The 14800-nt window shown below is 53.4% G+C and carries 14 protein-coding genes; 4 read left to right on the top strand and 10 right to left on the bottom strand.

Translation table 11 applies throughout. The features are described from left to right. Nucleotides 1-57 precede the first annotated feature (57 nt). Entirely contained in the window at nucleotides 58-1041 is a 984-nt protein-coding gene (locus tag RIC05_RS08355) for an MBL fold metallo-hydrolase (RefSeq protein WP_350046705.1), read from the top strand. 108 nt (nucleotides 1042-1149) lie between these two features. On the opposite strand, the gene RIC05_RS08350 is transcribed toward RIC05_RS08355, so the two are convergent. After that, a complete protein-coding gene (locus RIC05_RS08350) occupies nucleotides 1150-2346 on the bottom strand; it encodes a urate hydroxylase PuuD (protein WP_350046704.1) in 1197 nt (398 codons plus the stop codon). Between the two features lie 282 nt (nucleotides 2347-2628). Here RIC05_RS08350 and RIC05_RS08345 point away from each other — a divergent pair, with 282 nt between their 5' ends. Continuing rightward, nucleotides 2629-3540: a LysR family transcriptional regulator gene (locus RIC05_RS08345; protein WP_350042810.1), complete on the top strand. Its 912-nt coding sequence runs from the start codon at nucleotides 2629-2631 to the stop codon at nucleotides 3538-3540. Between the two features lie 86 nt (nucleotides 3541-3626). On the opposite strand, the gene RIC05_RS08340 is transcribed toward RIC05_RS08345, so the two are convergent. The 3 genes from RIC05_RS08340 to RIC05_RS08330 all read right to left on the bottom strand — a co-directional run bounded on the left by RIC05_RS08340 (nucleotide 3627) and on the right by RIC05_RS08330 (nucleotide 6482). After that, nucleotides 3627-4664 (bottom strand): histone deacetylase family protein, encoded by a 1038-nt coding sequence (locus RIC05_RS08340; protein ID WP_350046703.1) that lies wholly within the window; start codon nucleotides 4662-4664, stop codon nucleotides 3627-3629. 77 nt (nucleotides 4665-4741) lie between these two features. After that, entirely contained in the window at nucleotides 4742-5911 is a 1170-nt protein-coding gene (locus RIC05_RS08335; RefSeq protein WP_350046702.1) for a methyl-accepting chemotaxis protein, read from the bottom strand. Nucleotides 5912-5948: 37 nt separating this feature from the next. Continuing rightward, nucleotides 5949-6482, bottom strand: coding sequence for a PAS domain-containing protein (locus RIC05_RS08330; protein ID WP_350046701.1), 534 nt, complete (start codon nucleotides 6480-6482; stop codon nucleotides 5949-5951). 357 nt (nucleotides 6483-6839) lie between these two features. On the opposite strand from RIC05_RS08330, the gene RIC05_RS08325 reads away from it, so the two are divergent. Beyond that, nucleotides 6840-7451: a YajG family lipoprotein gene (locus RIC05_RS08325; RefSeq protein WP_350046700.1), complete on the top strand. Its 612-nt coding sequence runs from the start codon at nucleotides 6840-6842 to the stop codon at nucleotides 7449-7451. 107 nt (nucleotides 7452-7558) lie between these two features. On the opposite strand, the gene RIC05_RS08320 is transcribed toward RIC05_RS08325, so the two are convergent. Continuing rightward, nucleotides 7559-8755, bottom strand: coding sequence for a helix-turn-helix transcriptional regulator (locus RIC05_RS08320; RefSeq protein ID WP_350046699.1), 1197 nt, complete (start codon nucleotides 8753-8755; stop codon nucleotides 7559-7561). A gap of 134 nt (nucleotides 8756-8889) precedes the next feature. Here RIC05_RS08320 and RIC05_RS08315 point away from each other — a divergent pair, with 134 nt between their 5' ends. Further along, nucleotides 8890-9252 (top strand): hypothetical protein, encoded by a 363-nt coding sequence (locus RIC05_RS08315; protein WP_350046698.1) that lies wholly within the window; start codon nucleotides 8890-8892, stop codon nucleotides 9250-9252. A 75-nt stretch (nucleotides 9253-9327) separates the two neighbouring features. Here RIC05_RS08315 and RIC05_RS08310 read toward each other — a convergent pair whose 3' ends face one another. The 5 genes from RIC05_RS08310 to RIC05_RS08290 form a co-directional block, all read right to left on the bottom strand. After that, a complete protein-coding gene (locus RIC05_RS08310) occupies nucleotides 9328-10395 on the bottom strand; it encodes a BMP family ABC transporter substrate-binding protein (protein WP_350042841.1) in 1068 nt (355 codons plus the stop codon). Nucleotides 10396-10618: 223 nt separating this feature from the next. Next, entirely contained in the window at nucleotides 10619-11539 is a 921-nt protein-coding gene (locus RIC05_RS08305; RefSeq protein ID WP_350042820.1) for an ABC transporter permease, read from the bottom strand. After that, nucleotides 11539-12618, bottom strand: coding sequence for an ABC transporter permease (locus RIC05_RS08300; RefSeq protein ID WP_350046697.1), 1080 nt, complete (start codon nucleotides 12616-12618; stop codon nucleotides 11539-11541). The genes RIC05_RS08305 and RIC05_RS08300 overlap by 1 nt, the downstream gene beginning before the upstream one ends. Further along, the gene (locus RIC05_RS08295) at nucleotides 12605-14212 is read right to left on the bottom strand and encodes an ABC transporter ATP-binding protein (RefSeq protein ID WP_350047031.1); all 1608 of its coding nucleotides are present in this window, start codon (nucleotides 14210-14212) and stop codon (nucleotides 12605-12607) included. The genes RIC05_RS08300 and RIC05_RS08295 overlap by 14 nt, the downstream gene beginning before the upstream one ends. Before the next feature lie 88 nt (nucleotides 14213-14300). Then, the gene (locus RIC05_RS08290; RefSeq protein ID WP_350042822.1) at nucleotides 14301-14774 is read right to left on the bottom strand and encodes a nucleoside deaminase; all 474 of its coding nucleotides are present in this window, start codon (nucleotides 14772-14774) and stop codon (nucleotides 14301-14303) included. Between the last annotated feature and the right edge of the window lie 26 nt (nucleotides 14775-14800).

Here is a 14800-nt window from a genome sequence, read left to right as displayed (position 1 = left end):
TTTCTCCATCAGCTTACAACCCGCCGGTTCACCCGGACGATTTTGAGGGAAAAGAAAATGTTATCACGTCGCGATATGTTGAAAGGCACCCTTGCCGCCGGTGCGATCGGCGCAATTGGCAGCACGGTGTTTGTTCCCCTTGCTGCCAAGGCCAAGGCGCCACTCGCTGGCACACAAGCCCCGGGCTATTACCGCCTGATGGTCGGGGATGTTGAAGTCACCGCCCTTTCCGATGGCACGGGTCTGTTCCCGATTGCCGATCTTTACATCAATACAACACCTGAACAGGCCCGCCTTGCGCTTGCCAATGCGTTTCAGGGCACCCCGACGCATTTATCAGTTAACGCCTATTTGCTGAATTTCGGGGATCGTCTGGTTCTACTTGATGCCGGGACCAGCGATCTGATGGGACCATCACTTGGGAAACTGCCCGCCAATATCATCGCATCGGGCTATCACCCCGATCAGATCGATGATGTGGTCATTACCCATATTCATCCCGATCACACCGGCGGCCTGACACTGGGCGGTAAAAAGGTCTTTGCCAATGCCAAGGTCCATGTGCCCGAGGCGGATGCGCAATTCTGGTTAAGTTCCGAAAACAAGGCCGCAGCGCCCGAAGATGCAAAGGCATTCTTTGATCAGGCGGTCGAAGCACTGACCCCTTACATCGATAGCGACACTTTGGAAAAATACGCCCCCGATGCCGCTGCCATTCCGGGCAAGGTCAACACCACCTTCCGTCCCGGCCATACACCGGGCCACAGCGCGCTGTGGATTGAAAGCAAGGGCGAGAAATTTGTCTATTGGGGCGACATCACCCATGGCGACGTCGTGCAATTTGACGAACCCGGTGTTGCCATTGCCTTTGACAATGACAGCAAACAGGCCATCGCATCCCGCGAAGCCGCCTTTGCCGAGGCCGTATCGGAAAAATATCTGGTTGCCGGCTGCCACATCGCATTCCCCGGCATCGGTCATGTCCGCGAAGACGCCACCATGTATGACTGGGTGCCGATGAACTATAACGCTGGCCTATAGGGTTAAACCACTTCCCCCTCCCCTTTGGTTTAAACCAACAGGTCAACGCAAAAGGGCGGCCGCATCACGCGACCGCCCTTCATTCTGTTGAACCGGTTGACCGCAAAGTTATTCGGGCATGCCTGCCCGGATCCACAGGCCAAGCTGGGCGCGTTCTTCGTCGGTCATCTCTGTCATATTACCAAGCGGCATGGCACGGCCGATCACGGCCTGCGCCAAAACACGCTGCGCATTGGCTTCGATCTGGGCAATGTCGTCAAACATCACCCCTGACGGGGCTTCATCAAACCCTTCGTCGCGCGGATTGGCAGAATGACAACTCGCACAGCGGGTCTGGACAATCGCCAAGGCATGATCGGCGGTGATGATGTCTTCATCTGCCAGTTTAATCCTATTGGGATCATAGGACGCAAACATCGCCAGAACCGCCATACCAACACCGGCGGCCGGAAGCTGCCAGGCAATGGCCTTGCCGGATCCACCGGCATTGTGCGTATTGAAGAAATGCCGCACCAAACCGCCAATGATCAGTATAAGCCCGACAATCAGCCATGACTGATCATGGGAAAACAGCATCGAATAATGGTTGCTGATCATCATCAGCAGCACGGGCAGTGTCAGGTAATTGTTGTGGGTTGAACGCTGCTTGGCCTGAAGCCCCAAAGCAGGATCTGGTTTCTCACCGGCCATCAGACTGGCGACGACCTTTTTCTGATTGGGGATAATGATGCGAAACACATTGGCCGCCATGATCGTGCCGATCATCGCCCCGACATGGATGAATGCCCCCCGCCCGCTAAAGACATGGGTAAACAGATACGCACCGGCCATGATCAGGATGAACAAGGCAATGGCAAGTTTCGCCGTACTTTCACCAATCGGGCTTTTGCAAATCACGTCATAAATGACCCAACCGGCAAACAGGCTGCCAAGACCAATCAGGATCGCATCCATCTTGGTCAGGGCAAGAACACTTGGATCAATCAGATAGCTTTCCGCACTCCAGTAATACATCGTCACCATAAGCGCGAAGCCGGTAATCCATGTGAAATAGGCCTCGTATTTGAACCAATGGAGTTCTGATGGCATCGAGGTCGGCGCAACCATCCATTTATTGACGTGATAGAACCCGCCGCCATGGACCATCCATGCTTCGCCATACACACCGTCGTCCATGCCCGGACGCTTGCGCAAAGAAAGATCAAGCCAGACAAAATAGAATGACGACCCGATCCAGGCGATGCCTGTAATCACATGCGCCCAGCGCAGGATCAGGTTGATCCAGTCCTGAAACAGAATATCCACGGTGTTAGAAACCTCCGTCTCGCCCCGGAACAGATCACTGCCGTCGGGCTTCCCCTCTCTTGATCAGGGTCCAAGCGGTGCGGTTCGCGCTCAGCCCCCTTCCGATCAATCTCTTACCCTGTCCTAACATAGCCATCCGGCCGCCTCTATTATTAAGGAGCCGGACATAATCGAAATGACTTTCAAGTTATTCTTTAAAATGGCACAGTGTGCGCCGTTAAATTGAATATATAACAATCATAAACGCCAAAAAACCAAGCGATATCAGGAGCATCCCGCACCATGTCCGACTTTGAGGACATCCAGATTTTTGTCCGCGTTGCCGAACTTGGCAACCTTTCTGCTGCCGGGCGCGAGTTGCGCCATTCGGCCGCCGTCGTCTCAAACCGGATTGCGCGGCTTGAAGAACGCCTTGGTGTGCGCTTGCTCAACCGCACGACACGTCGGGTTAATCTGACGACAGAAGGCGACGTTTATTATCGCCATTGCCTGCGCATTTTATCGGAAATGCAAGAAGCCGAAAACGCCATCGCCAATCAGAAAAACACCACCCGCGGTCCCGTAACGCTGACCTGCCCGATTGCGTTTGGCAACAAATATGTCGCGCCGATCATTCCGAAATTCGTTGAAAAAAACCCCGATGTGCAAATCCGCCTGCATCTTTCCGACCGCTTGCTTGATCTTTTACAAGACAAGGTCGATCTTGCCATCCGTATTGCCGAGCTTAAAGAAAGCTCGCTGATTGTCCGCAAACTGGCATCAAACAAACGCATGCTGGTCGCAAGCCCGGACTATCTGGCAAAGCATGGCACCCCGACGGTACCCGGCGACCTTTTGCACCATAATTGCCTGCTTCTGCGCTTTCCCGGATCACGGCAATATCAATGGACGCTGACCGGCCCCGGTGATGAAGGGGCTGCAACCCTTGCCGTTTCCGGATCAATGGATTCTGATAACGGCGAAGTTCTCACACGCTGGTGCCTTGATGGTCATGGCATTGCGCTTAAATCAAACTGGGAAGTTGGCGAACATATCCGCGACGGCAAGCTTAAAATCGTTCTGCCCGATTATCAGCCACCATCGCATGCGGTTTATACGCTGTACCCGGAAAACCGCTATCTGCCGACCCGTGTTCGGGCCTTTGTTGATTTTCTGGTTGGCGAATTTGGCGGCACCCCGCCTTGGGAACGCTAGAACGCTAGAGCACTTGCCCAATCAATCAAAAACGCCCCTGCATACAGCACGGGCGTTTGTTTTGTCCGCAACCGCATAAACTGTAATCAGCGTTTGGATTCAGCCAGATAGCCGCTCAGAACTGCCGCCACGTTATGACCGATCACGTCATGGGCATAGCCGCCTTCCATGACAAAAACGGTCTTAAGCGCCAAACGACCGATCATTTGACCAATGCGTTTAAAATCATCGGTCTGAAGTTTGAAATCACAGATCGGTTCAGCCTCGTGCGCATCAACGCCCAGCGCAATCACCAATGCATCAGGCTGCCAGGTCACAAGTTTTTGCATCGCCTTGGCATAGGCCAAACCCCATGCGCCAAAATCACTGCCGCCCGGAAGCGGAAGGTTAAGGTTGGCACCCTGCCCGTCATTGCGGCCGGTTTCGTTGGCATAGCCCATGAAGAACGGGAATTGCTGGGTCGGGTCAGCATGAATTGAAATGGTCAAAACATCGCCGCGCTCATAGAAAATATCCTGCGTGCCGTTGCCGTGATGATAATCGATATCCAGAATTGCGACCTTCTTCGCCCCCTTGGCAATCATCTGCTGGGCGGCAATGGCAGAATTATTCAAGAAGCAATAACCGCCATAACGGTTGGCATGGGCATGATGTCCCGGCGGGCGGGTCAGGGCAAAGGATGCTTCACCGTCATTCCATGTCGCATCGGCTGCGGAACTCACCGTCTGCGCACCCCAATAGGCTGCTTTCCACGTGCCTTGCGTGATCGGTGTGTCCGATGAAATGGCGAACTGGCCGAGGCGTGCGCTGATATGTTTGGGATTGCCGCCGGAAAATCCGGCCGTGGGCCAAACATAGGGAAACGCATCGCCGGTATTGCCAATCTTGGTCCACTCATCCCACGCGTTTTCGATAAAGTCGAGATAGTCGGGATCATGAATGGCGCGGATCGGATCCATGCCGTGATCGGCCGGATCAACCAGTTGGGCCTGAACCGCATGGGCCACCGCATCGCGGATGATCGGAATGCGTCGGGCATTTTCAAAACAGGGCACCATGCGCCCGTGATGCATTTCGCCAGCGCCATCATGGGCATCGTGACGGGCATTAAAGAAGACGCGCATAGCATCGTTCCCCTGTTTTGGATAAAGGACAGGGCATTACAATAACGCCCTGTCTCTTGATTGTCCGAAGAAAACGGCTATTTCTTGGCGGTATAAAGCAGTTTTTCGATGGTATCGAGGAACCCGCCAAGATGTTTGCGCAGATTTTCCGACTGATCTGCCAGACGCCCGGCCATATCGCGCGTGGTATCGGCGGCATCCCCGGTACGGCTGGCCATATCGGAAACCACGGTAATGTTGTCGGTTACGTTCTGTGCGCCGTTTGAGGCCTGTTCGACATTGCGCGTGATGTTCGATGACAGGTTGGCTTGCGTTTCAACATTGCCCGAAATGGTATTGGACCGCGCAGCCAGATCATCAATCACACCGGCAATTTCGCGGATTGCCGCAACCGATTGTTCAATCGCAGTCTGGATATCCTGAACTTTTTCTTCGATGCTTTCAGTTGCCTTACTGGTCTGATTGGCAAGGCCTTTGACTTCATTGGCGACAACCGCAAACCCTTTGCCTGCTTCGCCCGCACGTGCGGCCTCGATCGTTGCGTTCAGGGCCAGAAGGTTGGTCTGGGCGGCGATATCACGAATAAAGCTGACGACTTCGACGATTTCACCGGCAGCCGCTTCAAGTTCACCAATGCGGCCATCGGTTTCCTGTGCCAGACCATTGGCGCGATTGGCAATTTCAACCGACTCATGTGCCTGATCCGCAACTTCTCGGATCGACTGGCTGAGTTCTTCGGAGGCCGTCGATACCTCGGTCACGTTGCTTGCGGTCTGACGTGCGGCGGCGGCAACATTGGTTGACCGTGAACTGGTTTCATGGGCAATCGTGTTGGCTTCACCCGATGCTTCGGCCAAGGCCGCTGCGGCACTGGCGATATCGTCCACGGCTGCGAACGAGCCACTTTTGAATTCATCAAGAATGTCAGAAAACCCTGAAAGTTTCTGTTCAATCGATGCGGTCGCGGCATTGATACGCTTGGCCGATGACAGATATTCACCAACCAGTCCGGTTTCAACGATCCGGCGATAGTACCGGTTTTCCGAAACAGCGCCCATTGATGCGGCACTTTCGCGCAAAAACGCATCATTGCGGTCAATCAGGCGGTTGATCGCGACAAACAGATCACGCATGGCGGGATGACTGTCGACATTGGTAATACGCGCTTCGTAGTTACCGTCGGCTGCGGCCTCAACCACATCGAGTGCCTTTTTGATCCCTGACTTGGAACCACCAAATAGTGACATCTAGAACCTCGAACCTTCGAATTAGGAGCTAAGCCCCCTAAAGACTTTGAATGAATTTGTCGTATGCCATCCCGGCATCGGCAAGCTTTTGGGCAAGAGCTTTGGATGCCGCATTCATCCCGTCCTTGCGGTTATTCGTGCCTTCCTCGATCTTGCGCAACTCCGCATAGAGAGGAAGGATCTTCTCGCGCAGGATTTTGGGATCGGCCACGCGGCGGTTGGAATGATATCCCATGACCTGATGCCGGGCATCAAAGGTCGGGGTTACATGGGCATAGACCCAATAATGATCGCCTTTTTTACCCATGTTCAGGACATAGGCAAAAATCTCTTTTCCAGCGGAAATCTCATCCCACAGAAGCTTGAAAATGCAACGCGGCATATCGGGATGGCGGATCATGGAGTGCGGCTGACCCAGCACTTCTTTTTCCGTAAAATCAGACAGACGCAAGAACACGTCATTGGCATAGGTAATCCGGCCCTTAAGGTCGGTCTTGCTGACAATCAGTTCTTCTGGCTTGAAATGACGTTCCTTGCCCGATGGCTGAACGCTTAAAGGCTTCTCGCTCACCTTGATACCCCGTTTATTCTGGACGTGCTTGGTTGTCCTGACGTGTTGGTAAGTTTGCTCTTTCGTTTATCATGTAGCAAGGAACCTACGAAGAAAAAATGTAAATTTTCCATATGCTTCACACCATTTTCCGCCCGGCATAGTCCAGAATACTTCAAAAAAACGCGCCAAATCGGCTCCTGTCTTCAATGACAAAGACGATTTAACCACCTTTCCCCTCCCACAGCACGTAAATGCATTCCAGATCCCCCGCGCGGGGGATGTGTACATGACTGAATTCACGTTCAATGACGGACACCAACTTGGTCTGGTCTGACGGGGAACCACAGGCCGGGTTTTCACGCCTCGGAGAATTCCATGAAAAAACTGATCATTCCTTTTGCAGCCGTCCTTGGATTGGCTGCATGCCAGACCACAAACAATGTCGTCCGCGATACCAATGTTAATTTGCTGTCGCTTGCCAAACCTTCGCTTTCTGTCGGGGACAGCTATACCTATTACCGTAACGGAGACAAGGAAACGCAGACCATCACCGCAGAAAATGCGGATGGCTTTGTGTTTACGGTTACCGAGGGTGATGACATTGGATGTGTCACAGAAGGTGCCGGCGATATAAACCCGGAAACAAAATGGACCAATTGCGGCGGGTCAAATGGCACACAGACCATCACCAAAACAGGCGATATCTGGCCGCTTAAGGTCGGCAACACAATGACCTATGACATTACTGGCGCGGATGACAAAGGAACCTGGTCTGCGACACGTAATTGCGTGGTTGATGGCATCGCGATGGTGACACTTGGCACCAAAACCGTTCCGACCTACGAGGTGGTTTGCAAGGATGCCTCGAACACACGCACATGGTTCTATTCACCCGACAACAAATGGCCGATCAAATTCACCAAGGTCCATAAAAAGCGCGGCCTGACGGAAAACTTCGAGATCGATCTTGGTCAGGGTGCCAGTTAAACCCAATACCCGATATCACCCGTCAATGATCGTCTGATGGCCAACCTGTTTACAGGGGATGCTTCAAAGGTCCGGTTGTGAACCCTCAACCGGACCTTGATCAGACATTACAGAGCTTTATCCACAGACGGTTTCTTATCGCCCACATCATCCTTAAGCGGGATTAAAAGCTGTACGGCAAGGCGCACAAGCCCAAGTCTATCCGGCGCACCTGTTTTGCGGAAAATGCTGGCAAGTTGAGATTTAACCGTTTCGCGGCCCTTGCCCAAATGATCGGCAATGTCGTTATTGCTTAATCCGCGCAGGACCGCATCGAAAACATCCGCCTCGGTTGCGGTCAAATTATAATGTTGGCGCATCAAGCCAACATTCAAATCCGTATACCAGAACGGATCAACAACCGTGACCAGTACACCGGAAAACTGCCCGCCAAAGGCCCCACGACTTTCGTGTAACGGTGACAGATCAAGCAAATAAGCACTGTTTTCATTAATACGGCTATCAAGGCGCAGACTTTCTGACGTCTTGCTCAAACCTTCGCGGCGGCTCATCTTTAAAACAGCATCACGCAACACGCGTGCATCATGATCATCATGCGCCGAAAGGCTCGCCCCGGCCCCCAAGGTCAGGCAGTCGCCAGTTGAAACGATGCGATTGAATTCATCATTACCAAGAATAAGTTCAGAGCCCGCCGTCAAAATCCCCACCCCGATCCGCAACCGATCAAGCACATCAAGAAACGCACCATATCGATGGCGCAAAAGATTGACCGGCCGGTTCATTTCCAGAACCTTTGTCAGATGCGGTCCAACGAGGCGAAGCATATCGGCAGCTTCATGTGGCACAAATCGCCCATCTTCCCGGTAATGGGTGGTCAAAATGTCATATCCAGAAGGATCCTTGGACAGACACAATCCCGCCGCCTGATCACAATTAAGCGTTTGTTTAAGCCACGGATAAAACCGCGACGGCGACATATCCCCATTACAGTGTCGCATTTCATCGCCAATTGAAAATTCATACAAATCAAGCTGATGGAAATAGGCCGAACCATCATTGTCGTTCAGACCAAGGCGAAGATAATCGCCAACCATTTCTGGTGTAATCCACGTGTTGGCGTGAAACGAATAATTAGAAATTTCAGGTCGGATATTCTCGATCCGCACCAGAACAACATTCGTACTTCGCAATACCCCGGTCAGCCAATCAAGTCGTTCGCCCCACAATTCTGGTGAAATCGCCGCTTCATATAAGGAAGGGATCATTTGGTTCAGAGCGCCAAATTCTTTCTCGCTGATCGTCACGCCCGACTTCCCCTACCTTCAGTTGACCCACAAACTGATAAACCCATAAAATTCAATGGCAAAGGATTTATGCATCTTTTGAGATTTGCTGATGTATCATTTCAAGTATCGGCAAGGTTTGCCTTGGGGGACGCATGCAAAAAGATCTTCAGAATTTTCCATTTCGCGTGGTCATTCACGAAAAGCATTCCGCTCAGGTCGTGCTGGATTGGCTCGATCAGAATGTCCGAAGTGATATGTGGACCATGGGCATTCGCAATATCGAACTGCCCCGATCAGGGCAGTCCGCCCCGTTTGTCGACATGGTGATCTATTTCGCCAAACGCGATGACATGGACCTGTTTCGCGAACGCTGGGCCGGAAAAGCCCGCGAACATAAGGTCAAGCTTCATGGCTGGCGGGCAGCCCTTTATGCGATCAGGCATCCAAAAGTTGAAATGGTGGCCTATGAAAAGTCGCCGGATGTGTCGCCCAAAACAACAAAATCAAAACCCTGATCAAAGAAAAGCCCCGCGCAACCTAATGCACGGGGCTTCGTCATTTAGCCGATCCGGATGGATCGAAAATCTGACTTATTTCGGCAGTTCTGCGTCGATGCCCTGGATGTACCAGTCCATGCCCAGAAGCATACCGTCATCAGCAATTTCGCCTTCTTTGATGCGCAATTCGCCTGCCTGATCATAGATCGGGCCGGTGAACGGGTGGAATGCACCAGAAGAAATTTTGGCAGCAGTTTCTTCTGCCAATGCTTTTACGTCGTCAGGCATGTTGGTGTAAGGTGCCATTTCAACCATGCCGCTATCAATACCACCCCAGACGTCTTGCGACTCCCAGGTGCCATCAACGACAGCTTTGGCACGCTCGACATAGTATTTGTCCCAGTTATCAACAATCGCCGTCAGCTGTGCTTTCGGTGCGAATTTGATCATGTCAGAAGCCTGACCGAAACCAAGAACGCCACGGTTTTCAGCAACCTGAAGCGGAGCCGGGCTATCGGTATGCTGAACCATGATGTCAGCACCCTGATCGATCAGGGCCTTGGCAGCATCGCCTTCTTTGCCCGGATCATACCAGGTGTTCGCCCAGACGATTTTAACTTTAACGTCCGGGTTAACCGACCATGCACCCATCATAAAGGAGTTGATGCCACGCACCACTTCCGGGATCGGGAAGGAACCAACATAACCGACAATGTTCGACTTGGTCATTTTACCGGCAATCACGCCAGCAACATAACGGCCTTCATAGAAACGTGCCGCATAGGTCGACAGGTTGTCGGCACGCTTGTAGCCGGTTGCATGTTCGAACTTGACGTTCGGGAACTGCTTGGCCACTTTTTCGGTCGGGTTCATATAACCGAACGACGTGGTGAAGATCAGGTTGTGGCCGGTCTGGGCCAGCTGACGGATCACACGTTCAGCATCGGCACCTTCAGGCACACTTTCGACAAAGCTGGTCGAAGCGGCATCGCCGAGTTCTGCTTCGATTGCCTGACGGCCAATGTCATGGCGATAAGACCAGCCATGATCGCCAATCGGGCCAACATAGACAAAACCGACTTTTGCGTCTTCGGCCTGGGCAGCACCCATTCCGGTTGCAAGCGCACCAACGGCTGCGACAGCAGCAATCGTACGCTTCATGAAACTTGTATTCATTCGTTAGGTCTCCCTGTTAATCAGCAGATCTGGATTTAAACTCAATCCACTACGCAATCAATGACGTGTTCACACCTGAACCAAGACTCAGTCAAACCGATCACAGTTGCGATCAATCGGCTTGTGTGAGTTTTGGTTCGGCATGAGCCTTCCTCCCGTTGGGTCGGAACATCATTTGACGTGTTCCGATCCCGCAATGGACCGTCCCTTATTGGGCCGGTCTGAACGCCTGTCCAATACAGGCAGGCGCATTCAGTCTGATCTTCGCACGGTCACTGGAAATAATCACCAGCACAATCACGGTGGCCAGATACGGCAACATCGACATGAACTGGCTTGGCACATGAATGCCCGCACTCTGTGCATGAAGCTGCATCACCGAAATCAAGCCAAACATATATGCCCCGGCCAGTAAACGGCCCGGACGCCATGTTGCAAACACCACAAGTGCAAGCGCGATCCAGCCACGCCCCGCGGTCATGTTTTCCGCCCACATCGGCGTATAGGACAGCGAAAGATACGCCCCGCCAAGACCCGCCATTGCCCCGCCGAACATGGTGGCAAGATAGCGGATTTTAATCACGGAATAGCCAATCGCATGCGCCGAATGATGGGAATCCCCAACCGCCTTAAGCACAAGCCCGGCCCGCGACCTGGTCAGGAACCAGCCAATGCCGACCACAACCGCAATCGACAGATACACCAGGAAATCCTGCCCAAACAGGATCGGCCCGATGACGGGAATGGCACTGATGCCCGGGATCGAAAGCGATGGCAGCGGATCAATCGCAAACCCGACAAAGCCGGACCCGACAAGGGCGGAGAACCCGACACCAAAGATCGTCAGGGCCAACCCGGTTGCCACCTGATTTGCCATCAGGGTCAGGGTCAAAAACGCAAAGATCAGCGACATCAACGTGCCGGCAACCACCGCGGCTGCAACACCCAGAATGGCCGAACCGCTTGAGGCTGTTACAGCAAAACCGGCAATCGCCCCAACCAGCATCATGCCTTCAACGCCAAGGTTCAAAACACCGGATTTCTCGGTAATCAATTCACCCGACGCCGCAAGCAAAAGCGGGGTCGATGCGGTAATCACCGTCAGAAAGAAAGGAACAATCCATTCCATTATGCGGTTCTCCCTTTGGCCGCGGTTGAACCGAAACGAATGCGATATTTGGTCAGAACGTCACAGGCCAGCAGGAAGAAGAGCAAAATCCCCTGGAAAAGCCCGGTCACCGCATTGGGCAACCCCAAGGTAATCTGGGCCAATTCACCCCCCAGATAGGTCAGCGCCATGATCAAACCACCAAACAAAATTCCCACCGGATGCAAGCGCCCCAAAAAGGCAACAATGATCGCGGTAAAGCCATAACCCGGTGAAATCGATGGCTGCAACTGGCCAATTGGCCCGGCCACCTCAAACAAGCCTGCCAAACCGGCAAGACCACCACCAAGTAACAGCGTGAACCACACCATGCGTTTCTGACGGAACCCGACATGGCGGGCGGCCTGCGGAGCTTTGCCGACAACGCGCAACTGGAACCCGATCACGGATTTCGATAACAACAACCACCCGGCAATCACGACGAACACGGCAACGGCAGTGCCAAGATGCACACGCGTACCGTCATAAATGATCGGCAGCAATCCGGCATCCGGGAACGGGCGCGATTCCGGGAAGTTGAACCCTTCAGGGTTCCGCCATGGACCATGCACCAGGAAGCTTAGGAACAGGGTCGCGACATAGGTCAGCATCAGGCTGGTCAGAATTTCATTGGCGTTAAAGCGCGTGCGCAGCAATGCCGGGATTGCCCCCCAAAACGCACCACCCAGTGCGCCCATGACGAACATGGCCGGCATTAAAAACATGCTTTCGCTGTCATAGAAATACAGCGCAAGACCACCGCCAAAAATCGCGCCCATGGTCAACTGGCCTTCGGCCCCGATATTCCACACATTGGCGCGGAATCCCATGGCAAGACCCACGGCAATAATCACAAGCGGCGTTGCCTTCACAAACAGCTCGGAAATGCCATAGCTGTTGCTGATCGGCAGGATAAAGAAGGTATAAAGCGCATCAAACGGGTTCTTGCCCATAAAGGCAAAAATGATCCCGCCAACGAAAAGCGTCATGAAGATTGCCAGAACCGGCGACAGATAAACCATCGCTTGGGAATGCTGGCGACGGGGTTCAAGCCTGACCAACGCGACCTCCTTGGATTTGGGTTTCGTGCGCCGGGGTCGCGTCGCCTTCAAGATCATGAAGGCCCCCCATCAACAGACCAATTTCTTCGATACTGACCTCGGCCATCGGGCGCGGTCTGGACATTTTGCCTTCCGACATCACGACAACCGAATCACAGATGGCAAAAATCTCGTCAAGGTCCTGGGAAATCACCAAAACCGCCGTACCCTTGGCCGCCAGATCAAGCAAGGCCTGATGAATGGCGCTGGCTGCACCGGCATCCACCCCCCAGGTCGGCTGGGAAATCACCAAAACACCGGGATCTTGCAGGATTTCACGACCGACGATGAATTTCTGAAGGTTGCCACCCGAAAGCGACCCGGCCTCGGCACCCGAACCGGTCGTGCGCACATCAAATGTCTTGATGATGTTATCGGCAAAACTTCTGGTCGGCACTTCGCGGATCAATCCCCGCGCGGCAAGGGCCATGCGGCGGAACGCGGTCAGGAACCCGTTTTCCGACAGGCTCATATCGGGCACAGCACCATGGCCATTGCGTTCTTCTGGCACGAACGCAGCACCAAGACGGCGGCGCCGGCGCGGGCCGAAATGGGCCACCGATGTGCCATCAATCTTGATGGTATCCGGGGCGGCTTCCTGTTCGGTTTCACCGGCAAGGGCGCGGAACAGTTCGTTCTGACCGTTCCCGGCAACACCGGCAACCCCCATGATTTCCCCTCCACGCACATCAAGATTGATGTCCTTAAGGTGGGTTCCGAACTGCTCGTCACTCAACAATGAAAGGTTGGAAACCGTCAGTCTCACATCGCCAAAATCGCGATCCGCACCACGATCAGGGGCGGTCAATTTCTGACCGATCATCATTTCGGCCATCGATTTTGCCGTTTCTTCACGCGGGTCACAGCCCCCAACCACCTTGCCACCGCGCAGCACGGTTGCCTTTTGGCACAGCGCCTTCACTTCATGCAGCTTGTGGCTGATATACAAGATCGCACAGCCTTCATCGGCCAGACGACGCAGGGTTTCAAACAGCTTTTCAACTTCCTGCGGCGTCAGAACGGATGTCGGCTCATCTAAAATAAGCAATTTCGGGTTCTGCAACAAACAGCGGACAATCTCGATGCGCTGACGTTCGCCGACCGACAGGGTGTAAACATGGCGATCCGGATCAAGCGGCAGCCCATAGGTCTTTTCGACCTCAAGCACCTTTTGCCGCAGCACATCCATATCGCGCACGTCGTTCATCGCAAGCGCGATGTTTTCAAGAACGGTCATGGTTTCAAACAGCGAGAAATGCTGGAACACCAGACCGATACCCATTTCACGCGCATCATGCGGACTGTGGATCGTTACCGGCGCGCCCTGCCAGATCAGGTCACCCTGATCGGCCTGCAACACACCATAAATGATTTTCACAAGCGTACTTTTGCCCGCACCATTTTCCCCGAGCAACGCATGGATTTCACCCGGCTCGATCCGGAAACTGATATCGTCATTGGCCAGACAGCCCGGAAAGGCCTTGGTCACACCGCGCACTTCCAATTGCGCAGGTGCCGCCCCCTTCATCGCGTCTGCCCCGGCATCACCGGTCATTGACGTCACTGTTGCCACCCCTATTTAGCATTATAATTTGCAACCCCTTTTGCGGTTCTACCGCAGAACGGTTTGCAATCAAACGGTCTCAATATGCGATCTTGTCGGTTTTGGCATCCCATGCCGCAAATACGTCGCGGGCTTCGGGCAAATCGACATGAACAATTGGCAATGAACGATCATTCATCGGCTTTGCCACTTCATCATACAGGAACTGATCATCGAAACCGATGGCAGCAGCATCCTCGCGGCCATTGGCGTAATAGATCTTGTCAAGACGGGCCCAATAGATGGCCGAAAGGCACATCGGGCAGGGTTCGCAACTGGTATAGATTTCACACCCTGACAGCTCGAACGTGCCCAGCTTTTCGCAGGCAGCCCGAATGGCGCTGACTTCGGCATGGGCCGTCGGATCGTTGTTGGATGTCACATTGTTCCATCCTTCGGCAATCACCTCGCCATTGCGAACAATGATTGCCCCGAACGGTCCACCGCATCCTTCATCCATTTTTTGCCGCGATAAATCCACGGCACGGCGCATATGGCCTTTGGCGTCACACACTGCCAAATTCTCCTTTACGAAACCCC

Origin of the sequence: Thalassospira sp. (genome assembly GCF_040218635.1) — a bacterium.
GTDB lineage: Bacteria > Pseudomonadota > Alphaproteobacteria > Rhodospirillales > Thalassospiraceae > Thalassospira.
Note: the sequence above shows the minus strand (reverse complement) of the source record. Positions and strands in the feature narration are given on the sequence as shown.

What these genes read in the sequence shown, in the direction of transcription:
- RIC05_RS08340 (WP_350046703.1), bottom strand. Translation starts at nt 4,664, where the DNA reads ATGCGCGTCTTCTTTAATGCCCGTCACGATGCCCATGATGGCGCTGGC.
- RIC05_RS08310 (WP_350042841.1), bottom strand. Translation starts at nt 10,395, where the DNA reads ATGAAGCGTACGATTGCTGCTGTCGCAGCCGTTGGTGCGCTTGCAACC.
- RIC05_RS08305 (WP_350042820.1), bottom strand. Translation starts at nt 11,539, where the DNA reads ATGGAATGGATTGTTCCTTTCTTTCTGACGGTGATTACCGCATCGACC.
- RIC05_RS08355 (WP_350046705.1), top strand. Translation starts at nt 58, where the DNA reads ATGTTATCACGTCGCGATATGTTGAAAGGCACCCTTGCCGCCGGTGCG.
- RIC05_RS08325 (WP_350046700.1), top strand. Translation starts at nt 6,840, where the DNA reads ATGAAAAAACTGATCATTCCTTTTGCAGCCGTCCTTGGATTGGCTGCA.
- RIC05_RS08345 (WP_350042810.1), top strand. Translation starts at nt 2,629, where the DNA reads ATGTCCGACTTTGAGGACATCCAGATTTTTGTCCGCGTTGCCGAACTT.
- RIC05_RS08335 (WP_350046702.1), bottom strand. Translation starts at nt 5,911, where the DNA reads ATGTCACTATTTGGTGGTTCCAAGTCAGGGATCAAAAAGGCACTCGAT.
- RIC05_RS08315 (WP_350046698.1), top strand. Translation starts at nt 8,890, where the DNA reads ATGCAAAAAGATCTTCAGAATTTTCCATTTCGCGTGGTCATTCACGAA.
- RIC05_RS08295 (WP_350047031.1), bottom strand. Translation starts at nt 14,212, where the DNA reads ATGACCGGTGATGCCGGGGCAGACGCGATGAAGGGGGCGGCACCTGCG.